Source organism: Limnohabitans sp., assembly GCF_031539105.1.
In the GTDB taxonomy this organism is placed as follows: Bacteria; Pseudomonadota; Gammaproteobacteria; order Burkholderiales; family Burkholderiaceae_C; genus Limnohabitans.
This window is the reverse complement of sequence record NZ_JAVKLM010000018.1, coordinates 143,955-162,192: the sequence shown is the minus strand read 5'-3', so window position 1 is coordinate 162,192 and position 18,238 is coordinate 143,955. Positions and strand designations below refer to the sequence as shown.

The window sequence follows — 18,238 nt, the reverse complement described above, 5'->3', positions numbered from 1 at the left end:
TTTACCAATACCAGTGCGAACAACTGAGCGCCGCCGAATTCAAACGAGCCATCAATGCCGCCGTGGGCGAAATTCGCAGCACTGGCGGACGCGTTATCACCACTTTGAACTGAGACAAATACCATGCAACAGCCAACATCAACCAGCCCTCACAACATTGTTGAGAGCCCATTCCAATACCGTCGCACCTACAACGAAGCAAGCCTTGCCGCCTTGGCCGAAACCATGAAGCCACCACATGGCAGCATTTTGCAAGCCATCGTGGTACGCCCTAACCCACACCCTGAAATCAAAAACTTTGGTTCAGATGACCCCATCGCATACGAGCTGGTGTTTGGTCACCGTCGCCGCCGCGCCGCATTGCTGGCAGGCTTGACCGAAGTACCCATCGATGTGCGTGACATGACTGATGAAGAAGTCCAACGCGCACAGCTGATTGAAAACATCGGTCGCGAAGATGTACACCCCATCGAAGAAGCAGAAGGCTTTGAGCGCCTCATGAATGACCACGGCGTTACCGCAGACCAAATCACAGCCGACACAGGCAAGAGCCGCAGCTATGTGTATGGTCGCCTCAAGTTGCTCAAGGCCGTGCCCAGTGTGCGTGAGGCTTGCTTGCGCGGAGACATTGGCAGCGAAGTCGCCCTGCTGCTGGCTCGCCTGCCAAGCGCCAAAGTGCAAGAGCATGCGCTGGCTGCCATCAAAGCGCAGCACATGGATTTGAAAGATGGTGGCAAACAAAGCTATCGGCGCATTCGCGAGCTGCTGGTGGACAAATACACACTCGACTTGGCCACCGCCATTTTCGACATCACCGACATCACGCTACTCACCGACACGCCATGTGCCAATTGCCTCGACTGCCCCGACCGCAGCGGCAATGCCCCTGAATTTGAAGACATCACCCAAAACCGCGACGCAGGCGGGTGGACCAAAAAAGGCAATGCAGACATCTGCACACAGCCCGACTGTTTTGAGCGCAAGAAAAAAGCGCACTTGCAACGAGAGGCTGCCAAGCTGGAAGCGCAAGGCAAAACCGTGCTGGATGGAAACAAAGCCAAGCAGGCCATAGATGCCCACGGGCAGCTGAAAGATGGCTACATCCCCCTCGCTGACGCCAAAAAGCTAGGACTCACCAAGACTGCTCAAGCATCTATGGCTGTCACCATCCAAGACCCGCGCACAGGCAAAACCATCGAAGCGGTCAAGCGCAAAGACGCTGTGGATGCGGGGCTGCTACAAGAAATCAAGTTTGACAAACCCACCTCGCCATCGAGCAATCGTGCTCGCTCGGCTGAAGAAGCTGAAGCCATCACAGAAAAAAACAAACAACTTTTAAGACGTGTGATGGCACAGGTGCGCTGCCAACCACGTCGACGCCTTGACCTAGTAGCCATTGCAACGTCATACATTGATCATGCTTTTATAGACGATGAACTTCTTGAAGCAGTTGGCCTGCCAGATGAAGCTGAATTTAGAGCATCCCTGCCACACATGAACACAGATGACATTGCTCAATGGCTGCTTTGCGCATCGCTACACGATGACCTTGAGGGCTCAATCTATCAAAAAGACGCTGGCAAAGCAGAAGCCCTGCATGCAGCAGCAAGCGAATATGGTGTGCCCATCGACGAACCTGCCGAAACCGCGTCTACCCAACCAACCGCTGCGCGGGCGCAAGACGAAACGGGGGGCGAGGCCAAAAAACCCGCTGCGCGTGCGCGGGGCAAGAGCGAATCAAAAACCAAGGGTAGCCCGAATTCGGGGAAAGATCAGAGCGGCTCCGCCGCTAGGGCCATTGAAGGCACCGGCGACGACGCCGGTGCTGTGGACGCCAACGTTGCAGCTAAAGAAGAGGTGGACGCATGAACACCCACTACATCCCCAAGCCAGCGCCCGTTCGACCTGGCTCACTTGACGCGTTCACCAAACCATCGGTGATCTCAGGCAAGCGCGTTCCCCACAAAGCCCCGCATAACGGGCCAGTGGGCGTGCTGAAAGACCGCACACAACATCACAACGACTAAGGCGAGGCCCTATGCAACACAGAATGTATCTTTCCCCTCGCACACCGCAGCCGTTCCGCCGTGAAGAACGTTACTACGTGCTCAAAATCAGCGACATGCGCAAATACCTGAGCGCCGAAAAGCAAGAGGCCGTGCACGACATGGCCGGAAAAATAAACGCCGGTCGCGCAGTGGATGGCAAAGCTTTTCTTCAGGCCGTTGTCGTCGAGCATGACTGGCCAGAATACGAGCGCGTGTGGCAAATGCTTGAGACACGAATGACTACGACTCGGGCTCAACCTTTTAACCCCAATGACGACCGTCGATTCTGGCCGATGCCGTTTTCAAAAGTCAAACTCGGAAAATTTGATGTGGTGCGTGATGCACCTGAGACGCCCGAGCAAGCGCCTGTGGCATGGCCCTGTGAAATTGAAGCGGCCGACTTTGAGAGTGACACCATCACGCTAAAGATGCAGTGTAGAGATTACAAAATCTCTGCGGGTCCGCATTGGCTATCTACTCACCCACAGCCAAAGCGTGAGCCGCTGACGGATGAGATAGACCGTCTACGCAAAGCATTGGTATATGTAGCCCATGAGCTTCATGCCACACCGCAGTACATGCTCGCAAAAGGAATTACCTTGCTCGACGGCGATGCGGTGCAAGTCTCGATTAACGGATGGGTGGTAGAGGCAAGCAATAAGACCAACGAAGCTACCCACGGCATTAAGGCGGACATATGAAATTCGACAATCCAAAATCCCCCCGCCATCACAGGTATCAAAGCGTCATCAATCGATGCACAGCCCTTGTGATTTACGTACTTCTGAGTGGCTTATGCGTCAGTGTCGATGGATATGCTTCGGCGATCTTCATGCCAAGCCTAGTGATATTTATTTTGCTTGCCGGTATTGCATGCATTGGCTTATTGATTTTTTGTATCTACTGGATTTTCCTTGCGGCATATAGCTTTTTCATTGAGGGGGTGGAGATATGAGTCAAGAAATAAAACGCCTTGAGCAACGAATCGACACTTTAACTTCGGCCATCATCACGCTTGCCAAAGTGCATGATGTGCGCATGAATCAAGAAGCTGTAGCAGCTCGCTATGATGTGTGTCGTCAGACGCTATCTAAGCGAGTCAAGACAGGCTCATTCCCCGCGCCAGGACGCGATGGGAAATGGTCTCAAAGTGAACTGATCGAGTGGGAGAACTCCCCAAAATTTACGCAAAATAAGCGTAAAGCCGCATAAATAAACAATCAGAGCCGCCCTTCTGAGCACCAACACAAGATTCGTGGATTCGCCGAGTTCTTACAAACGACACAAGCCTCAATCATCCCTGACCCCTACTACGGTGGAGAACAAGGGTTTGAACATGTCTTGGACTTGATTGAAGAGGCGTCAGACGGGCTCATGAAATTAGTTGTCAAAAAGGTTCAGCCATGAATGCAAGAGCTTTTGTCGAGCTGCGCGATTTAGCACTTAAAACGCAGATAGGTACATATGGTCCTCAAGATACAAAACCTGACTTTCATTTACTGGACCTCACTCTTGGCATCGACACAAACCTAGTGTCGATCTCCACAGATGACATGGCCAACGTCTTTGACTACGACCCGCTGATTAAGGAAATAGACCGTATTGCTGAAGATGGTCACTATGAAACACAAGAAAGACTTATGACAAGAATCGCTCAAGCTTGCGCTGCATACTTAGAAATTAAGACTATTGAAATTAGCCTTCGGAAAGCTCCAGTACGAAACAATACGGGTGTTTTGGGGGTGCGTTTGTCACTAAACGAAATTGCTACCAACAACCTTCATAACTCGACTTATTGAGAAGCCTATAAATCACTACAGATGAATTACTTTGAAAAACTCGATGGATTTCAGCGCTCACCCGCAGGGTTAGAGTGGGAGATTTGGAAAAAACTACGGCTCATTTTGGCAAAAGGCACGGCTCTGCCGCTCATCGCAAGTGGTGCAGCTTACTTACTCGAAGGAATGGAGTTCACCCGTTCAGTAGAACAATTTTTTTATGTCATGGTGGGACTAGTCATCTTGCATTGGTCGCTGGTTTTGACACTTGCAATCGGGTGTGCCATTGTGATTTTGATGAAAGGCCCTGCGTACGTTGCTGACGCTTACATCATGGAACAGCCAAGCCTTGAGCTGGAGAACAATAAATTCAAGAGCTAGCTCCTCACTACTCCAAGCTCAACGATATGAACAACCTGTTGCATCAGCGTGGCTTCTGCATTCTTGATGCCGCAAGCGTCGCAAATTGGATAGGTAGCTCACCAAATGAATTATGTTCACTTGCATCCGACTGGGAAAACATGCCCATTGACTTGCATTTGAAGGACGGCGGTCGCTACAGACGACGTCGCCACAGCAGCTTCATCTTTGAGAACAGCAAATTAGTTCAGGCACAACACCGAGCACACTGGCAACCGCTTGACTACAACGCACTGCACGGCGGTATGGAGCGCTGGTTTGAACCAGTACTTGAACAAACAGTTTGCAAATCTGCATGGATAAAAATACTATCATTCCTAGCAAAAACATCTAACCAAATGTACGGTAAAGATATGAAATGGTGCATCGAAGCGCACCAATTCCGGATAGACACCACAGATGGGATTGGTCGTCCAACTCCCGAAGGCGCACATCGTGACGGTGTAGATTTTGTTGCGGTATTCATGATCAATCGAGTAAATATTAAAGGCGGCGAAACGCGCGTATTCGATGCACAAAGCCCACACGGAGAAAGATTCACATTAACTCAACCGTGGTCACTGCTTCTCCTGGACGATGCGCGCGTTATACACGAAAGTACACCCATCCAACCCTTAGGGTCTAGCGGCTATCGCGACACACTAGTTGTTACATTGCGTGCAAACAATTTTCAAGATGCAATTGCATAAGCTACCGATGCTGTGATAAGTGAAGCCAAGGCTTCGCAGCCGTGCCCGCTCGATGCGCTGCACCCATCGTTTACCTGGACTGCATCCATGTCAAATCCAGAGATGCGGTGGCGGTCAAAGCCGTTACTTGGCGCTGGGCATTGATTTGACGGGTAACAAGCAATTGCTGGCCTTCTGGATTGCGCAGACTGAGGCTGCCAAGTTCTAGCTGCAAATTTGACTGAGCTGAAAAATCGCGGCGTGCTAGAAATCTTCATCGCCTGCGTAGATGGCTTGAAGGGGTTCCCTGATGCGATCGAATCGGTGTACCCACAAACTGCCGTTCAGCTGTACGTGGTGCACATGGTGCGCCACAGCTTGAACTACGTGAGCTGGAGATGCGCAAGGCGGTGGCGGCTGATCTGCGCACCATTTATGCGGCTGCGACAGTTGAGGCGGCAACGGCTGCCTTGGATGAGCCCTCGAGTTCGCTAAGTGATAGATAAGCTAATTTCGGATGCCGCAATTGGGAAATATATTTAATAAAACAGGTAAGCAACGAATCTCTACTCGCGTCTAAAGTTCATTTTGAGTTAACCATGCTCATCCACAGTTAGGGTTAAACGACTTCCCGCAAACCCGCATGAAATCTAGGTTCCCCTTGTGGACGCGTCCTTAAGAAAGCAGAGAAAAGAGAGAGAAAACGACAGGAAAAACTCACTTTTTGAAAAAGTAAAGTTGCCGTGTCCTGTGCAGGGACTAGATATTAGAGGAAACGGGAATAGCCGGGAATTATCGAAGATTAGCGGGAAAAGCCAATGGTGACGGGGGTTTAGAAAAATTTGGCCCTTTGATTCCAAAAATGGACGGGCTCAAGCTTTTAACGGGCGCAGGTCACGATATTTGAGATTTGGGGCGGCTGGCGCCTACGTTTTACGCCCCTTTAAACGCCTATAAATAGACCGTAACTGCTGGGTTGGTAGGGTTTGCTGGGTATGACAGATTAGGCTGGCGTTTCAGGCTTTGAACTTATCCAACTTGTCCGTTATGAACAAGTTTGTCGCCCTCTAGAGCAGTTAGATCTCTGTTTTTGAGTATCCTGTGCATAAAGCAAAGTTATCCACAGGCTATTCTGACTCTGATTTTCTGATGGATTCGCCTAGAGTGAACAACTCAATCCATACAGAAGCACGGTTTTCAGCTGTTGCCCAATGCAGTCCAAGCTCAAGCAGCTCACTGAATAGGTCATGCAGACCTAGCTTATTGATGATGTCGAGTTTTGAGACAAGAAACTCAAAGCCTGTTGAAAGGTCGTCTGAACCGTAGCCACAAAGACCATACGCATGAACGAATAGCGATTCAAGTGCGGTTGTATCGCGCACTTTGTGTGCAGCCTCAATCTTGCTCAAAATCATTTGAATGGTGGTTGTGGTGACTTTACTCATGCATCTTCATCTTTAAACAAGCCGGGCTGACGGGCTTTGCGAGCCTCGCGAAGCATCCGGCGGTAAATTGAATATACCTGCACATAGCTGATGCCAAATTCAGCAGCCAGTTCATTGGCGTTGCCGCGCTTCATGCGCTCAAAAATTTGGAGGTCACGGGTCGAGATTTCGCGGGACTTACCACGGGCGAAATAGATGAGCTGGCCACCTAAAAAGTCGGCCATCCAGTCAGCGAGATCGTTGCCGATATCAGCTGCCGCGTCGATGCTGAGTTTGTGGTCTTTTTGCAGGCGCTCAGTGACATGATCAGCCACTGATTGCAAGGCTTCTGAGGCGCGTCTGCGCATGACTGTGCTGTCTGTCATTTGGCAACCCCCTTGCGTTGCTGTTCAACCCCAAGCGCCTGCGTGACTTTGTGCAAATCAGAGGGGTTGCACCATTCAAAAAAATCAGGTGCATCGACACCAAGCATTTGCTTCACGATGCCATCGGCATAGGTATCAGGCAAACGCCCCAAACTGATGAGCTGTGCGCGAATGCGGCGTACAAGTGGCAACTTGTCTGGCGTGGGGATTGGCCGAGCTGGACGCTTGGTTTGAGGGCTTGCAATTGGCTTGAAACCGATGCTTGAAAGGTAATCAAGTACTTTGCGACGGCCAGCATGGTCGAGGTCAGCGGAACTACGCACACGGCCTTGCGTCCACAGCATCGCAAGGTAGTCGTCATTGGTCATTTGAAGCTGCTTTTTGGCAACGTGAATTTTTGCCAGCTCGCTGTTTCTTGAATTGATCATGCGTGCCCCCCATTCCAGCTTCGCTCTGGCGATGCATCCCAACGGCAGAACTGCAAAAACGAATCAAACCCATCGCCGTACTCAAGAAACCGTAGGTAACGAGCCTTGCTTTTTGGCACCTTGGAAGGCTTGGGGCTATTCAGGGCCACAAAGTCAGCTCCAGCTTGTGTGACATGAAATACTTCATCGCCAGCGGTCAGGATGAATGAGGAGCGACGCTTCATCAATCCGGCCTCTACAAGCTCAATGCATATGGCGAAGTCAGTGCTGCCTGGACCAGCTACAAAATGGTTTCTGTACTGGAGACCCTGCCCATACTGATTGAGGCCAAGACTGTGTTGAAGAATTTGTAGTTGATTTGATGTGCTCACGCTGCACCGCTTTCCCAAGGAATCAGAGGTGTTGAGTAGCCCAACATCAAAGGATGCTTAGGGTCACCAGCGTTAGTCAGACCAAAGTGCATGACAGGTTTTCCAGATGACACTAAAGCGTCAAGCAGCACATCGAATACGCCATGCAGCTTTGAAGAAACCTTGGACCTATTACCCCAGCATGGAATCAAGATATCGGCATCGTTGATGATGTCTGTGGTGTGATCACCAATCTTGTCGCCGTATGGGTCATCAACCATAGCTAACGCCTTTACATCTATTGATCTATAGGCGAAAGCATTTCCAACAATGAAACGCGAAGCGCCCCACCGCTTGCTGAATCCAATCCACTTGCGCACGGTTATATCGTTCAGAATGGCATCGGCCGTGCTTGGGTTGATTCCGAAGAATGCGTACACAGGACCGTTCATGGCAACAGTGTGCTCAAGACGGTAACGATAGCGTCCGCACTCACTGATAACTGCGTTCATGCTTCCCCCTTATTCCGTTGAAGCTGTTAAATAAAGCGCAGCAGTAGACGGCATAGGCCGCGTAGCCGATGAAAAATAACTGAAAGAAAATGTCGAGCAGGTGTTCGAATCGATGTCCAAAAATCACGGATTCAACACCTGCCTCAAAAATATTGAACATCAAAGCGAATAGCATCACAACGACCGTTGTCATGACTGGATTGCCGCCGCAAGATTGAGCTAAAACAAACCCAGATTTCTTTAAGAGATTCATGCTTCCCCCTTAATGCCGTGGGCGTATTTTGATAAAGCAACGCTCAAGTCAGCTTCAAGTACACCATTCAAAATACCGTGATGGCGGCAGATTTTTTGAATCGTTGGACGCAATTTCGCGTCGAGTTCATCATCCGTAAGCAGCTCACGCTTTGGCTGAGCTGCTTTCAGTTCTTCAATGGCGGAAAGAATTGGTTCTGCACCACCATCATCAGGGTCAAGGCCGAGAGCTTCATTGATTGCGCCCAAAGCATCACAAGCCGCCCCAAACATTCGCTTGTATTGAGCCAACTCAATCTCTATTTGCGTATCTTTAAGTGTTGCAGAAAGTTTTCCATCCGTCACAGGCTCTTGCTTCTCTGCCTCTGCGATGGCTTCTGCTAAGCACATCTCAGCGTGTGCATACATCTTGTCTTTCAAGCACTGCTGAATCTGCTTCATCGCTTCAATGCTCATGCTGCACCGCCTTCCTTGATGTGAGCGGTAATGTCTTGCACGACCTCTGCCCCAATTTCGCCCCATCGCGCGTCTTCCGCCTCATCACCAATGCGCTCAGCGTCACGGCATGATGCCCAGCCATGACGCCATGCAATCTCTGCCAGATCGAATACCTGCTCATTTGGTAGCGGCTCTTGCTTTGGCTGTTGTGGCGTGGCTAATGCTTTTCGAGCTTGATCAAATATTGGTTTATTCCACTCATCTTCATCCATCCCAAATTGCGTAAGCATTGCATTCAAAGCAGACCGTACCGAGCTGTCACCCACTGACAAAAGTTCGTCCCAATGACATTTGGGGCACTGACCCACGGAGTCTGTTTTTACTCCCACATATCCACAGATACTGCATATTTTTTTACCCACAGGCTCTTGCTTTGGCTGCGGGTGGGTAGATAGCCAATGCGGACCCGCAGAGATTTTGTAATCTCTACACCGCATCTTTAGCGTGACAGTATCTTTTTCAAAATCTGCTGTCTCAATTACGCAAGGCCAAGACATGGGCTCTTTTTTCTTCAGCGCCTCCAGCACAAGCTCATAGCGCTCACGGCTGAAAGTCACTGCCAAATTTCCAGCCCATGATTCAAGCACTGCCATCGCTTGCTCGGGCGTCTCAGGTGCATCGCGCACGACATCAAATTCTTTGCTCATACAAAATCCTTTCAGTGCACTAAAGCCAGCTCGGCTGCGGCTTGCTTGGCCGCAGCAATCCAGCTCTGACGGGTCAAATCACCCAGCTCATCCCATGTGGCTATGTCTCGACCATCAATGTCTTTGCCACCAAAGCGCTTGCAATAGGCTTGGTACATAGACGCAGCAATTTGCTCGTAGCTTTTCATTTGTGATGCCCTTTTAAAAATTAGATGTTTGAAATGGCAAGTGGTTGATCCGTACTTCCCACGCCACGATTCAGCTGGGCATCACGACCAGAGCGATGCCCAGCTAAGAAGTCCTGTAGAGACTTGTCACTGAGTCGACCCCCATTCCTGTCTTTTGATTTCAGGGGCTCCAGCTCACCGTAATTGGTAGCCACATACGCATCAATTGCTTGCGAAGTCTTTTCGTCTGGCTGACCAAAATCATTGATAGCCATGAATGCGGAGCGAATCCATCCAGCGCAAAACGCATCAGCACGCCGTGTTTTTGTTGCCGTTTTGCAGCGCTTCAAATTGGATTTGATGTAAGCATCACGTGCACGCTTTACCTGACGAAGCAATACGGTAAATGTGTATTGAGCAAGCTCTGGCGATGCGCTGCATCCCACAAATGCCCAATGACCACAGTTCCAACTTGGATGAAAAATCACACGGCATTTGAAGAGTGCGCTGATACGACTTGCCAGCTCGTTCTCCCATGAGGAGGGCTTCGATTTCGCGCCTGCTTTTGCTTTTTCTTCTTGAGCCTGAGATGCCTGCACATCCAAGTCAGTAATGCCGTGCAGCTCCATCAGCTTTTGAGCTTGGCGCAGAGCCGCTGCGGCCTCATGCTCATTGCATGACGACGAAAGCGCCAAGCACTTCTTGATCTTGTCAAGAATTTTTGCTTTGTCACTCATACCGCCGCCACATCCAAGCTGATAGCTACATACTCGCCCGTGCGGTCATCACGTTCGTAAAAGCGGACATAGGGCTTGGTGCTGGACACATTCATGCTGTCGCTGATAGCAGCCATTGCGCGTGTCCAGGTTTCGTCTTTGATATCTAAACGGCGCAGCCCCAAAACACGCCCCGTGGATATCTTGCCTTCACGGTCTACTTGAAAAGCGTCATTCACCAGAACTTTGATATTGGCGTTACTACCTTTAGCCCAAATATGAATGCACTCATCAATCAGGGCTTTGGCCGCTTGCAGGCGTTCGTCAAAGACGATGGTTTCTTGCATCTGTCGCACGACTTTGTAGCGACCATCAAAGCTCACCAATGTGACATTGCCTTTTTTTCCACCATGCTTCACGTCGTATTGAGCAAGTGAACGAACCACAAACTCTTCAATCGCATTCATGGCCTCCAGCTTGAAGCCCACGATGCGGCTTGACAAATCTTTTGCATCTTCAATCAAGTCGCGGACAACGTAATGACGGTCTTTGTCAATTGGTTTAATCTTCGCCTCGGGCACCAAAGCACCACTGGCGTTTTTCCAATAACCCTTGGGGATGGTTTGTTCTTCTTCTGACATGGTCTGTCCTTTCAAGTTTTTAAGTGAAGTTGCCCGCGCAAGTCAGGCAGGGAGATTTGTTTCATACGGCTGATCTGTGTCAGGCTTGTCATTGCTCGCTCGTACAAAAACTCGCAGGTATCGGCCAGCTCTTCTGCTGTTGCCGCCATGAAATAGCCACGCGCAGGATGGGCACAGATGTGATGCCCTTCCATGCGTAGCTCAGCTACCAACTGGCGAACACGCCGCTCAAGCGGTGCGTTTACTTTTGATTCGCAGGTGATGCGTCGAACCAAGTCCTGCACATGAATACCGTTGTCACGGCCGATGTGATGACTCAACTCAGTCAAAACTTGTGATGAGGTAATGTGTGTCATGGCTTAACCCCTAGATGCTGGTTTTGGCAGCGCGTGAGCTTTATCGGCATAGGCCAGCTCTGCGGGTGACAGTGCATCGCTGGCATAGAGATGCACCACATCAGGATTGGCTCGCATCCAACTGTTGGATGGCATCCAGTGGATGCATCGCGCACCGTCATCCACCAGCACCAAATGAACCATGCAAAACGTGCCTTGCGGCTCATCTGAAGCACGCCCACAGTCACCGCACGACGGCGCGGTATCTACATAGCCTGATTGGCGCAGAGCAGCCTTGAGGTTTTGAGACGACTTACTCATAAGTACTTCCATGCAATAAAAGCCATCACACCCATCACCGCAACAACTCGCACGGTCCAACGGCGTGCAAGTGTTCGACGCTCAAAGCGTGTAGGTGATGCATCAATCACACCTGGTGCAAACATGTGTTTTGTCATTTGGACATCCCCATCAATACGTCGCCCGTGAAAGCCACATAGTCGACACGCGCATCAATCACCGCTTGGCGGCGAGGCACGCCATAGAACGACATGATTCGACGTGCACGCCGCTTCACCCAGCTCAGGCGTGGACGCTGGTACATACGGGTTTCAATCAAGGTATGACTCATCACGTATCCTTTCGGTTTGCACAGGTCTTGCACGCCGCATGCAACGCAGAGCGTGTTGGGTTGGTGAATGCAAGCGGGCGCGATTGGTTATCTAGGCAGTGCCTGCGCCCCAAGGTGCCCATCACGGGGCACTGCACTACCTCAGCCATGTACTGACCACGGATACGGCTTGTCAGCGTGGCTGTATCGCCCGTGTAACGGTCTTTTAAAAGCTGGTTCACAACCGCTGTGCTAACCCCAAGCTCGGCAGCTACCTTGGACTGAGAGCCAGCACGCGCCACCGCATTACTCAATGCACTCAGCACATCGCTCGGTAGCGGACGCGCTGCGCGTGCTTGCGCCGTTGGTTTTTTATTCGAGTTCATCGGCTAACTCCTGTGCGTTTTGCATGGGGAATGCGCGACCTGTGTTTCGGTCAAACACCACTTTTTGGCGTGTGATGGCAGGTGCATGGGGCCCTGTGTTGTACGCCAATCGAAGCACCGCAGGCACATTGGGTTTGGATGGCTTGACCACACTCAAAATACCAGCCTTGGTGAGCAAAATCACATAGGACTTTGCTGTGGCGGGTGTCACCACCAATCCGTTGATAGATGCAGCTTTAGCAACGTCCTTGTAGTCAAACCGTGGCATCACCTTCATGCACGCCCACATGGCCTGTGTGCCCATGCCTGATGTGACCAACTTGCCTTGTTTGTTCACGCGTGGCGCGTCATATTGCTTTGTCTTCACGACCCACAACACCTGATCGCCAAGCTCTTTCACTGCTTTGGGTACTAAGCCTGCACGCTCAATGATTTGCGCTTTATCCAGTGCTTTGACGTAGTCGGTGACGGCCGTCAACGGCACCATCGGCTCGCACTTGTCTTGCACTTGGCCTTCTGTGAATGGCTTGCCTTTGAACGACTGCATCGCCGCCCAAATGCGCTCGCGGGGTGTTTGCATGGCGCGACGCTCTGCCGCAATGGGTTGGCGGCTCATCGTGCACCCCCTTTGCGCACCACGCCACTCACCATTTCAGGGGTGATGGTGTCTGTACCGTTGCGGCGGGCTTGCTCCTTCAGACGCTCAACTTCCACGGTGATCTTGCGTGCCACACCATGCGTCTTGGCAACCAGTGCGTTCATTGCGCCATCAGACCACTTGAGCTGCGGTGCATTGTGTGCAGCCAGTAGCTGTGCATCGCTTTCGTCGCAAGCCACGGCATTCACCCAAACCAATACGCGGTCATGAAAACGCTCATGCTTGGCAAGCAGCTTGTGTTGCAAACGCTCCTCACCAATCAGAAAGATAGGCGTAGCGCACTTGTCATGGATGGCACGCACAAAGTCGATGCAGCTTTTCTCGGCAATGTGATCTAGCTCATCAATCACCAGTGGGCGGTTCATGGACTGCAAACGCTCACAAATGGCGTCAAACATCTGGCCTACTGACCAGTGTGACTTCCAACGCACATCCAGCTCGGTAAGCAGCAGTTGTGCAAGGCTCTTCATCGTTTCGAATGGACGCAGCTGCACAAAGCAAGCATTCATACCCATTGGGTGTGCAAGATAGGTGGCAGCCTGCGTCTTGCCGTAGCCTGCGGGGCCACTCAGAACCGCCATGCGTGGCATCTGAGGTGTGGCAGCCATGATTTGCTTCATCGCTGCAAGCGCCAACCCCACGTTGGTGAGTTTTGCCACACCACCTGTAGATGCCGCTGTTGCGTGATTGTTGTTATTAGTCATAAAATCCTTTCCGTTGGTTTCGTTCGTTCGCTCAAAAAATCAACACCTAGCCCTGCCACGCTGATACGTGGTGGGGCTTTTCTTTTGTTACCCACCCGCCACATGTGCCAATGGGTCAACCCCTTCGTGCATCTGATGCCATGCCTCAAACTCGGCGCTGCTGGCATAGCTGCGTGACCAATCTGCATCACGCATTGCCAGCGCCTCACCTGCCGCCATGCGAGCCTGCATACGCACCCACGCGCTGTAGCGCTGCTTGGGTGTGTCTAGGCGCATCACGGGGGCATCGTCATCAAACTGGGCGCGTGCTGCGTCACGTGCGCTTTGCTGCGCTTGTTGCGTAGGTGCGTTGTCAAGCAGCGACTGCACGGCTGGCGTGATGTGCTGCACCTCGCGCACAGGTAGGCGTGCCACATTGCTAGAGGTTTCCACTGCTTGCTGCTCGCGCTCGGCGTAGATGGCATGCACTGCTTGGCGCACCAGCCCTTTTTTTCTTGCCTTGCGAAACTCAGCCACCACGGGGTTCACCGTGGCTGCCTCAATAGCGCGGGCCTTAGCTGCCAGCTCGGCGCGGTTAATGCCAAGGCGCGTGTGGTCAAGTGCACGGCAGATGTAGGTGCCATCCATCGCGTACACATGCAGTGCGCCTAGGTCTGCTTCGTCTTGTCGGCAGTACACCTGTTGGCCCATCACGCCTGCCAGCTCGGCTGCTGCAAAATAGGCATTGCCAAGGCTGATGCCGCGTTTGCCCACCACCCGCATACCCTTGTCGGCAATGGGCATCAGCAGCAAATCAAGCGCACGCTCATCTACGCGGGTCACGCTTTGGGTATGGCGCTCAGTCATTTCGTTGGGTGTGCAGCCCAGCTCGCTGTGCACACGGTTGTGGTACTCATTCAGCCAGCCGTTGATCACGCCTTGCAGCTGCTCGGGCGACATATGCAAATCAACCCCGTTCACGCCAAAGCGCTGGGCAAAGCTGCGGCCACTCTCTATCGCTTTACGCGTGGCCACGTCGTGGCCCACAAAGCCGTCGAGCATTGGGAACAAGTCGTGCAGCAAGGTGCCGAGAAAACGCTCAATAAATGGCTTTTGATCGGGGCTAAATGGCGTGCACAAAATATGGTCGATGCGCAAAGCATCTAAAGCAAAGTCGTAGTCCTGTGCCGTGTAGTCCTTGCCGTTGTCGGTCTTCACGCGCTCTGGTAGCCCCCATGCCAGCACAGCGCTGCGCGTGACAGACTTCACAGCATTTGCGCTACTTGTACGACTAACCAACACAGCTGATCGGCGGGTGAACACATCAATCACGGCAACCAGTGCATGGCGGCGAATTTCGCCTGTATCGCTGTCCACCAAGTTGAAAGCTATTTCCACACGCTGCTGCGCGTCGGCAATCGTGCTGTCCAGTTGCCACTCGGTATTCGGTGCCGTGATGTGCTCTGACCTGCTACCAAAGGCGGGCATGTATTTGTTACGCCACCCGTCAGGGTTTTTCAGCTTGAGCAATGCCACTTGGTTGCTTTGCTTGTATTCACGCAGCCAACGCTTGAGAGTGCCAGCTGCGGGAGTACGTACATCACCTAAGTGATGCACCATCACACGATGCACCTGCCGTGCCGTGGGGTTATGCAAGGTGACCAGTGCGCTGACGAACACTTCATGCAGCTCGGCATCAGATACCAGTGCAGTCTTGCCTTTATCTGAGCGGGTCTTGCGCTCTAACAAAGCCTCAACACCTTGCGTGCGCCATGCGCGTATCCACTTGTCTAGTGTTTTGGCCTGCAATGTGGGGTGTGCGCCTAGCGTGCTTGGGTGCGCATCAATCTGACCAACTTGCCACAGTGCACAAAACTCCAGCACAGCAGGCCATACGGCACCGCCGCGCCCAAGGTGGTAGCCCTCAAAGCGCTGCAACACATCTAGCTTGGGGTTACGCAATGGGTCGAGTGCACCTGTGCTTTGCAAGGCCACACCATGACGGGCCATGCTGGTGGCGCATGCCTGCACCTGTGCTGCACGGGCGTGCTGCTGGCCTGCATTGATAGCGGTGACCAATGGGCGAACAGCCCCTGCGCCACGTACGGCCAATGCTGCTTGTGCCTCGGGTGGCAATGCAGTGACCAAATATTCAAACCCACCACCACGCCCTGCACGTGCGCGATGCGGGGTGCCGTTGCGCTCTAGCCACTCGCGGCGACGCACTCGGCTGGTGGGCAAACCGGGGATGCCGTCTAGCTGGGGGACTGTGAGCCAAGTCATGCAGTAGCCCCGCCGTGAATGGTGCCCACCCCATCAGCAGCACGGACGCTCTGGCCTTCTTGAGGCTCAGGCGTTCTGGCGTCTGAGGGGTGGACGTAACTTGTGCGATTTTTCAAGCCAAGCTTGATTGCAATTTCATGTGCCTGTCCGTAATTCCATTTATCGAACCCGTTGAGTACACGAATAACTTTCTGCGGCGTATAGCCGTGCTCACGTGCCCAAGAGCTAATAGTGATTCCACGGCTACGGAAACACTGTTTGACTAGCTCAGCAGATATTCCAGAAATGATGGTCATACCGCCGTTCAAATGAAGTTTCAAACGCGGCTTCATACAGCAGCCCCTTGCTTGGCAACCACCCTGCCAGTCCATACTGTCTTGGCGCGACCCGGCTTGCGCTTTGGTGGAAAAAACTTCTTTCCAACTATTTTTTCGATTTCTTTTTCAATCAGATGCGAGCGCATCGTTCCCTTAATCACACGTCCGATGGCTGTGGGGGATACACCAAGGTAATCGGCAATTGCTTTTTGGCTGGTGCCAGCCTTCATAATCGCTACCTGTACATCTATTGGGTTCATTTGTGAACTCATGCCTTTGAATGAATTGATGGGGTTGATTATTTCTCAAGGCTGAGAAATTCGCAAGCCTGAGAATTTAACCGACTGTTTTAGTGGGGATTTATGCCGAAGCCTGCTCTATCGCAAGCCGATCAAGAAATGCGTGAACACATTGGTTATTGCGTTCGCATGTGGTCTGTCAACAAAAGAAAGAAACCCATAGAGCTTGCGAAAGCTGCTGGGGTGAGCCTTGCCCAGCAATATCGAATTGAAGCGGGAGAGTCGACACCAGATGTTCTTTATCTAATAAAGGTCTCTAAATTTCTGGAGCTGTCTGTTGATGAATTACTAAATGCACCGAGTGCAAACAGCGAGCGCACAAAAGAACACCGAGCTGCCTCGCCAATAGTTCAGAACAACAGCGGCTCTGGTGTTGTGCAAATTGGTGGAGTAACGGGTGAAGTGAAAGTCCATAACCCATTAAAAGGTTCAAGAGTCAAGCGGGAGTCATGATGCTGAAATGGCTGGCAAAAAAATTAAACATCCAGTTCAACGATGGAGAGCGATCCATCCAAATTGGCAACGTCACAGGCAATGTGATCGTCCAGCATGGAGCCAACCAAGAAGAATTACTAAAAGAGCGAGCGCTCGTTGAAGCCTTAATGCCCAAGGTACCGTGGCCGCCAATACGCGACTTCATGGATCGCACCTTTAACACTCGGCAAGTAAAAGCACTCAATGAGCATCAGCTTTATCGACTGCGTAGGTATGTTGAAACGGTAATTCGAAATCGTGATCAAGCGAAGGGTGTGAAATGAAAAGAGCTTTTATTGCAGTCCTGAATCTCTTTATGGTGGCGGCAACTTGCACAACGCATGCGGCCCCCAGCAAATCAGATGCAGAGGCTTGGGGTAAAGACTTTCGCCGCCTACGCGACAAAGCCACTGATGCACTGGTATTGCGTGATGCTTTGGGACAACCCCGTGGCGCATTGCGCACACAAATTACTCAGCTTGAACAGCGTGGTGTCAAGCTTTGGGGAGAGTTCGCTGACTGCCCCTTAGCCGCGCAAAACTTAGGTAACGCATTCGATGCGACATACCGCATCAGGGATGGTGACGACCATTTGGCAATGTCAACCTTAGCGCGTCAATCCTTTGACTCAGGCCAGTGCTGGGCGGCATGCCGAGATGGAATTGATGCTGCCAGATAGCTTAGAGAGGAAAAATAATGAAATGCCTGTTATCCGTTTTGTTTTTGACCTTCGCATTCAACCTATGCGGTCTAGCCCACGCACAACAAAACCTTTCTGTGGCGGCTCAGCTCGCCTCGATTGATGCTGCACGGATGTTGAATGAAAGCGACCCTGCTGTAGTGCGAATGCGGTCAGCGCTTGACGACGCTAAATTAGTTTGTCGCGTCGATTCGCTCGTAACGGGCGATCAAGTGGCCGCGATAAGAAAAGCACTGGCGGCAAAAAACGTCACGGTCACAAACATAGAGCTTGTCGAAATGATTCCGCAAATGGTTGGGAATTCAAAGTTCCGTGGCAAGTGCGAACAGTACATCGCGATGTACGCCGCACTTCGCGATAAGGGGTTTAGTCATCCCAAGGCGACGAACGCCGTGCGCGGGGTTTTGAACGGGCTTTAAGTTTGCACATTGAGTGCATCAACATCACCAAAAGAAACAAAGGTAAACAAAGGTAAACAATGACAACGCGCAGAACCTTCTTTTCAACATTGGCAGCGACGCTATTGACTGCCTCACCTTTAATTTCAGAGGCCCGTGG

32 protein-coding genes and 1 pseudogene are annotated in these 18,238 nt (G+C 51.7%); 12 read left to right on the top strand and 21 right to left on the bottom strand.

Annotated features, from left to right (window positions below; all coding sequences use genetic code 11):
* Positions 1-123: 123 nt before the first annotated feature.
* The 9 genes and pseudogenes from RMR24_RS05480 to RMR24_RS05440 form a co-directional block, all read left to right on the top strand.
* Complete coding sequence (locus tag RMR24_RS05480; RefSeq protein WP_310614074.1) at positions 124-1,869, top strand: ParB/RepB/Spo0J family partition protein; 1,746 nt, start codon at positions 124-126, stop codon at positions 1,867-1,869.
* Positions 1,866-2,027, top strand: coding sequence for a hypothetical protein (locus RMR24_RS05475; protein ID WP_310614073.1), 162 nt, complete (start codon positions 1,866-1,868; stop codon positions 2,025-2,027). The genes RMR24_RS05480 and RMR24_RS05475 overlap by 4 nt, the downstream gene beginning before the upstream one ends.
* A gap of 11 nt (positions 2,028-2,038) precedes the next feature.
* Positions 2,039-2,749 carry a hypothetical protein gene (locus RMR24_RS05470; protein WP_310614072.1) on the top strand — a complete coding sequence of 237 codons (711 nt, stop codon included), beginning with the start codon at positions 2,039-2,041 and terminating at the stop codon, positions 2,747-2,749.
* Between the two features lie 250 nt (positions 2,750-2,999).
* Positions 3,000-3,260, top strand: coding sequence for a hypothetical protein (locus tag RMR24_RS05465; RefSeq protein ID WP_310614071.1), 261 nt, complete (start codon positions 3,000-3,002; stop codon positions 3,258-3,260).
* Positions 3,261-3,455 (top strand): hypothetical protein, encoded by a 195-nt coding sequence (locus RMR24_RS05460; RefSeq protein ID WP_310614078.1) that lies wholly within the window; start codon positions 3,261-3,263, stop codon positions 3,453-3,455.
* Positions 3,452-3,847, top strand: a complete 396-nt coding sequence (locus RMR24_RS05455; protein ID WP_310614070.1) for a dihydroneopterin aldolase — start codon at positions 3,452-3,454, stop codon at positions 3,845-3,847. Before RMR24_RS05460 ends, RMR24_RS05455 begins: the two co-directional genes overlap by 4 nt.
* 21 nt (positions 3,848-3,868) lie before the next feature.
* Entirely contained in the window at positions 3,869-4,207 is a 339-nt protein-coding gene (locus RMR24_RS05450) for a hypothetical protein (protein WP_310614069.1), read from the top strand.
* 26 nt (positions 4,208-4,233) lie between these two features.
* The gene (locus RMR24_RS05445; protein ID WP_310614068.1) at positions 4,234-4,935 is read left to right on the top strand and encodes a 2OG-Fe dioxygenase family protein; all 702 of its coding nucleotides are present in this window, start codon (positions 4,234-4,236) and stop codon (positions 4,933-4,935) included.
* A gap of 3 nt (positions 4,936-4,938) precedes the next feature.
* Positions 4,939-5,352, top strand: a pseudogene (locus tag RMR24_RS05440) (transposase); the annotation flags it as partial.
* Positions 5,353-6,041: 689 nt separating this feature from the next.
* On the opposite strand, the gene RMR24_RS05435 reads toward RMR24_RS05440, so the two are convergent.
* The 21 genes from RMR24_RS05435 to RMR24_RS05335 form a co-directional block, all read right to left on the bottom strand.
* Positions 6,042-6,359, bottom strand: a complete 318-nt coding sequence (locus RMR24_RS05435; protein WP_310614067.1) for a hypothetical protein — start codon at positions 6,357-6,359, stop codon at positions 6,042-6,044.
* The gene (locus RMR24_RS05430; RefSeq protein ID WP_310614066.1) at positions 6,356-6,724 is read right to left on the bottom strand and encodes a Mor transcription activator family protein; all 369 of its coding nucleotides are present in this window, start codon (positions 6,722-6,724) and stop codon (positions 6,356-6,358) included. The genes RMR24_RS05435 and RMR24_RS05430 overlap by 4 nt, the downstream gene beginning before the upstream one ends.
* Positions 6,721-7,152: a regulatory protein GemA gene (locus RMR24_RS05425; protein WP_310614065.1), complete on the bottom strand. Its 432-nt coding sequence runs from the start codon at positions 7,150-7,152 to the stop codon at positions 6,721-6,723. Before RMR24_RS05425 ends, RMR24_RS05430 begins: the two co-directional genes overlap by 4 nt.
* Positions 7,149-7,523 (bottom strand): hypothetical protein, encoded by a 375-nt coding sequence (locus RMR24_RS05420; protein ID WP_310614064.1) that lies wholly within the window; start codon positions 7,521-7,523, stop codon positions 7,149-7,151. The genes RMR24_RS05425 and RMR24_RS05420 overlap by 4 nt, the downstream gene beginning before the upstream one ends.
* Positions 7,520-8,014 (bottom strand): DUF1643 domain-containing protein, encoded by a 495-nt coding sequence (locus tag RMR24_RS05415; RefSeq protein WP_310614063.1) that lies wholly within the window; start codon positions 8,012-8,014, stop codon positions 7,520-7,522. The genes RMR24_RS05420 and RMR24_RS05415 overlap by 4 nt, the downstream gene beginning before the upstream one ends.
* Positions 7,995-8,267, bottom strand: a complete 273-nt coding sequence (locus RMR24_RS05410) for a hypothetical protein (protein ID WP_310614062.1) — start codon at positions 8,265-8,267, stop codon at positions 7,995-7,997. Before RMR24_RS05410 ends, RMR24_RS05415 begins: the two co-directional genes overlap by 20 nt.
* Positions 8,264-8,722, bottom strand: a complete 459-nt coding sequence (locus RMR24_RS05405; RefSeq protein WP_310614061.1) for a hypothetical protein — start codon at positions 8,720-8,722, stop codon at positions 8,264-8,266. The genes RMR24_RS05410 and RMR24_RS05405 overlap by 4 nt, the downstream gene beginning before the upstream one ends.
* Positions 8,719-9,411: a hypothetical protein gene (locus tag RMR24_RS05400; RefSeq protein WP_310614060.1), complete on the bottom strand. Its 693-nt coding sequence runs from the start codon at positions 9,409-9,411 to the stop codon at positions 8,719-8,721. Before RMR24_RS05400 ends, RMR24_RS05405 begins: the two co-directional genes overlap by 4 nt.
* 11 nt (positions 9,412-9,422) lie before the next feature.
* Positions 9,423-9,599: a hypothetical protein gene (locus RMR24_RS05395; RefSeq protein ID WP_310614059.1), complete on the bottom strand. Its 177-nt coding sequence runs from the start codon at positions 9,597-9,599 to the stop codon at positions 9,423-9,425.
* 20 nt (positions 9,600-9,619) lie between these two features.
* On the bottom strand, positions 9,620-10,315 hold the full coding sequence (locus RMR24_RS05390) for a DUF2786 domain-containing protein (protein ID WP_310614058.1): 696 nt from the start codon (positions 10,313-10,315) through the stop codon (positions 9,620-9,622).
* Complete coding sequence (locus RMR24_RS05385; RefSeq protein WP_310614057.1) at positions 10,312-10,935, bottom strand: DUF3164 family protein; 624 nt, start codon at positions 10,933-10,935, stop codon at positions 10,312-10,314. The genes RMR24_RS05390 and RMR24_RS05385 overlap by 4 nt, the downstream gene beginning before the upstream one ends.
* Before the next feature lie 11 nt (positions 10,936-10,946).
* Positions 10,947-11,291 (bottom strand): hypothetical protein, encoded by a 345-nt coding sequence (locus tag RMR24_RS05380; protein WP_310614056.1) that lies wholly within the window; start codon positions 11,289-11,291, stop codon positions 10,947-10,949.
* Between the two features lie 3 nt (positions 11,292-11,294).
* On the bottom strand, positions 11,295-11,591 hold the full coding sequence (locus RMR24_RS05375; protein ID WP_310614055.1) for a hypothetical protein: 297 nt from the start codon (positions 11,589-11,591) through the stop codon (positions 11,295-11,297).
* Entirely contained in the window at positions 11,588-11,728 is a 141-nt protein-coding gene (locus RMR24_RS05370; RefSeq protein WP_310614054.1) for a hypothetical protein, read from the bottom strand. The genes RMR24_RS05375 and RMR24_RS05370 overlap by 4 nt, the downstream gene beginning before the upstream one ends.
* Positions 11,725-11,901, bottom strand: a complete 177-nt coding sequence (locus RMR24_RS05365) for a hypothetical protein (RefSeq protein ID WP_310614053.1) — start codon at positions 11,899-11,901, stop codon at positions 11,725-11,727. The genes RMR24_RS05370 and RMR24_RS05365 overlap by 4 nt, the downstream gene beginning before the upstream one ends.
* Positions 11,901-12,266 carry a hypothetical protein gene (locus RMR24_RS05360; protein ID WP_310614052.1) on the bottom strand — a complete coding sequence of 122 codons (366 nt, stop codon included), beginning with the start codon at positions 12,264-12,266 and terminating at the stop codon, positions 11,901-11,903. The genes RMR24_RS05365 and RMR24_RS05360 overlap by 1 nt, the downstream gene beginning before the upstream one ends.
* A complete protein-coding gene (locus tag RMR24_RS05355; protein WP_310614051.1) occupies positions 12,253-12,882 on the bottom strand; it encodes a hypothetical protein in 630 nt (209 codons plus the stop codon). Before RMR24_RS05355 ends, RMR24_RS05360 begins: the two co-directional genes overlap by 14 nt.
* Positions 12,879-13,628 carry an ATP-binding protein gene (locus RMR24_RS05350; protein ID WP_310614050.1) on the bottom strand — a complete coding sequence of 250 codons (750 nt, stop codon included), beginning with the start codon at positions 13,626-13,628 and terminating at the stop codon, positions 12,879-12,881. Before RMR24_RS05350 ends, RMR24_RS05355 begins: the two co-directional genes overlap by 4 nt.
* A gap of 87 nt (positions 13,629-13,715) precedes the next feature.
* Positions 13,716-15,890 (bottom strand): Mu transposase C-terminal domain-containing protein, encoded by a 2,175-nt coding sequence (locus RMR24_RS05345; RefSeq protein ID WP_310614049.1) that lies wholly within the window; start codon positions 15,888-15,890, stop codon positions 13,716-13,718.
* Complete coding sequence (locus tag RMR24_RS05340; RefSeq protein ID WP_310614048.1) at positions 15,887-16,222, bottom strand: DNA-binding protein; 336 nt, start codon at positions 16,220-16,222, stop codon at positions 15,887-15,889. The genes RMR24_RS05345 and RMR24_RS05340 overlap by 4 nt, the downstream gene beginning before the upstream one ends.
* Positions 16,219-16,479, bottom strand: a complete 261-nt coding sequence (locus tag RMR24_RS05335) for a helix-turn-helix transcriptional regulator (RefSeq protein ID WP_310614047.1) — start codon at positions 16,477-16,479, stop codon at positions 16,219-16,221. The genes RMR24_RS05340 and RMR24_RS05335 overlap by 4 nt, the downstream gene beginning before the upstream one ends.
* A 126-nt stretch (positions 16,480-16,605) precedes the next feature.
* On the opposite strand from RMR24_RS05335, the gene RMR24_RS05330 reads away from it, so the two are divergent.
* The 3 genes from RMR24_RS05330 to RMR24_RS05320 all read left to right on the top strand — a co-directional run bounded on the left by RMR24_RS05330 (position 16,606) and on the right by RMR24_RS05320 (position 18,099).
* Entirely contained in the window at positions 16,606-16,959 is a 354-nt protein-coding gene (locus RMR24_RS05330; RefSeq protein ID WP_310614046.1) for a helix-turn-helix transcriptional regulator, read from the top strand.
* Positions 16,956-17,264, top strand: a complete 309-nt coding sequence (locus tag RMR24_RS05325) for a hypothetical protein (protein WP_310614045.1) — start codon at positions 16,956-16,958, stop codon at positions 17,262-17,264. Before RMR24_RS05330 ends, RMR24_RS05325 begins: the two co-directional genes overlap by 4 nt.
* A gap of 412 nt (positions 17,265-17,676) precedes the next feature.
* Entirely contained in the window at positions 17,677-18,099 is a 423-nt protein-coding gene (locus RMR24_RS05320) for a hypothetical protein (protein WP_310614044.1), read from the top strand.
* Positions 18,100-18,238 lie beyond the last annotated feature (139 nt).

What these genes read in the sequence shown, in the direction of transcription:
- RMR24_RS05480 (WP_310614074.1), top strand. Translation starts at nt 124, where the DNA reads ATGCAACAGCCAACATCAACCAGCCCTCACAACATTGTTGAGAGCCCA.
- RMR24_RS05475 (WP_310614073.1), top strand. Translation starts at nt 1,866, where the DNA reads ATGAACACCCACTACATCCCCAAGCCAGCGCCCGTTCGACCTGGCTCA.
- RMR24_RS05470 (WP_310614072.1), top strand. Translation starts at nt 2,039, where the DNA reads ATGCAACACAGAATGTATCTTTCCCCTCGCACACCGCAGCCGTTCCGC.
- RMR24_RS05465 (WP_310614071.1), top strand. Translation starts at nt 3,000, where the DNA reads ATGAGTCAAGAAATAAAACGCCTTGAGCAACGAATCGACACTTTAACT.
- RMR24_RS05455 (WP_310614070.1), top strand. Translation starts at nt 3,452, where the DNA reads ATGAATGCAAGAGCTTTTGTCGAGCTGCGCGATTTAGCACTTAAAACG.
- RMR24_RS05450 (WP_310614069.1), top strand. Translation starts at nt 3,869, where the DNA reads ATGAATTACTTTGAAAAACTCGATGGATTTCAGCGCTCACCCGCAGGG.
- RMR24_RS05445 (WP_310614068.1), top strand. Translation starts at nt 4,234, where the DNA reads ATGAACAACCTGTTGCATCAGCGTGGCTTCTGCATTCTTGATGCCGCA.
- RMR24_RS05435 (WP_310614067.1), bottom strand. Translation starts at nt 6,359, where the DNA reads ATGAGTAAAGTCACCACAACCACCATTCAAATGATTTTGAGCAAGATT.
- RMR24_RS05430 (WP_310614066.1), bottom strand. Translation starts at nt 6,724, where the DNA reads ATGACAGACAGCACAGTCATGCGCAGACGCGCCTCAGAAGCCTTGCAA.
- RMR24_RS05425 (WP_310614065.1), bottom strand. Translation starts at nt 7,152, where the DNA reads ATGATCAATTCAAGAAACAGCGAGCTGGCAAAAATTCACGTTGCCAAA.
- RMR24_RS05415 (WP_310614063.1), bottom strand. Translation starts at nt 8,014, where the DNA reads ATGAACGCAGTTATCAGTGAGTGCGGACGCTATCGTTACCGTCTTGAG.
- RMR24_RS05410 (WP_310614062.1), bottom strand. Translation starts at nt 8,267, where the DNA reads ATGAATCTCTTAAAGAAATCTGGGTTTGTTTTAGCTCAATCTTGCGGC.
- RMR24_RS05405 (WP_310614061.1), bottom strand. Translation starts at nt 8,722, where the DNA reads ATGAGCATTGAAGCGATGAAGCAGATTCAGCAGTGCTTGAAAGACAAG.
- RMR24_RS05400 (WP_310614060.1), bottom strand. Translation starts at nt 9,411, where the DNA reads ATGAGCAAAGAATTTGATGTCGTGCGCGATGCACCTGAGACGCCCGAG.
- RMR24_RS05395 (WP_310614059.1), bottom strand. Translation starts at nt 9,599, where the DNA reads ATGAAAAGCTACGAGCAAATTGCTGCGTCTATGTACCAAGCCTATTGC.
- RMR24_RS05390 (WP_310614058.1), bottom strand. Translation starts at nt 10,315, where the DNA reads ATGAGTGACAAAGCAAAAATTCTTGACAAGATCAAGAAGTGCTTGGCG.
- RMR24_RS05385 (WP_310614057.1), bottom strand. Translation starts at nt 10,935, where the DNA reads ATGTCAGAAGAAGAACAAACCATCCCCAAGGGTTATTGGAAAAACGCC.
- RMR24_RS05380 (WP_310614056.1), bottom strand. Translation starts at nt 11,291, where the DNA reads ATGACACACATTACCTCATCACAAGTTTTGACTGAGTTGAGTCATCAC.
- RMR24_RS05375 (WP_310614055.1), bottom strand. Translation starts at nt 11,591, where the DNA reads ATGAGTAAGTCGTCTCAAAACCTCAAGGCTGCTCTGCGCCAATCAGGC.
- RMR24_RS05370 (WP_310614054.1), bottom strand. Translation starts at nt 11,728, where the DNA reads ATGACAAAACACATGTTTGCACCAGGTGTGATTGATGCATCACCTACA.
- RMR24_RS05365 (WP_310614053.1), bottom strand. Translation starts at nt 11,901, where the DNA reads ATGAGTCATACCTTGATTGAAACCCGTATGTACCAGCGTCCACGCCTG.
- RMR24_RS05360 (WP_310614052.1), bottom strand. Translation starts at nt 12,266, where the DNA reads ATGAACTCGAATAAAAAACCAACGGCGCAAGCACGCGCAGCGCGTCCG.
- RMR24_RS05355 (WP_310614051.1), bottom strand. Translation starts at nt 12,882, where the DNA reads ATGAGCCGCCAACCCATTGCGGCAGAGCGTCGCGCCATGCAAACACCC.
- RMR24_RS05350 (WP_310614050.1), bottom strand. Translation starts at nt 13,628, where the DNA reads ATGACTAATAACAACAATCACGCAACAGCGGCATCTACAGGTGGTGTG.
- RMR24_RS05345 (WP_310614049.1), bottom strand. Translation starts at nt 15,890, where the DNA reads ATGACTTGGCTCACAGTCCCCCAGCTAGACGGCATCCCCGGTTTGCCC.
- RMR24_RS05340 (WP_310614048.1), bottom strand. Translation starts at nt 16,222, where the DNA reads ATGAAGCCGCGTTTGAAACTTCATTTGAACGGCGGTATGACCATCATT.
- RMR24_RS05335 (WP_310614047.1), bottom strand. Translation starts at nt 16,479, where the DNA reads ATGAGTTCACAAATGAACCCAATAGATGTACAGGTAGCGATTATGAAG.
- RMR24_RS05330 (WP_310614046.1), top strand. Translation starts at nt 16,606, where the DNA reads ATGCGTGAACACATTGGTTATTGCGTTCGCATGTGGTCTGTCAACAAA.
- RMR24_RS05325 (WP_310614045.1), top strand. Translation starts at nt 16,956, where the DNA reads ATGATGCTGAAATGGCTGGCAAAAAAATTAAACATCCAGTTCAACGAT.
- RMR24_RS05320 (WP_310614044.1), top strand. Translation starts at nt 17,677, where the DNA reads ATGAAATGCCTGTTATCCGTTTTGTTTTTGACCTTCGCATTCAACCTA.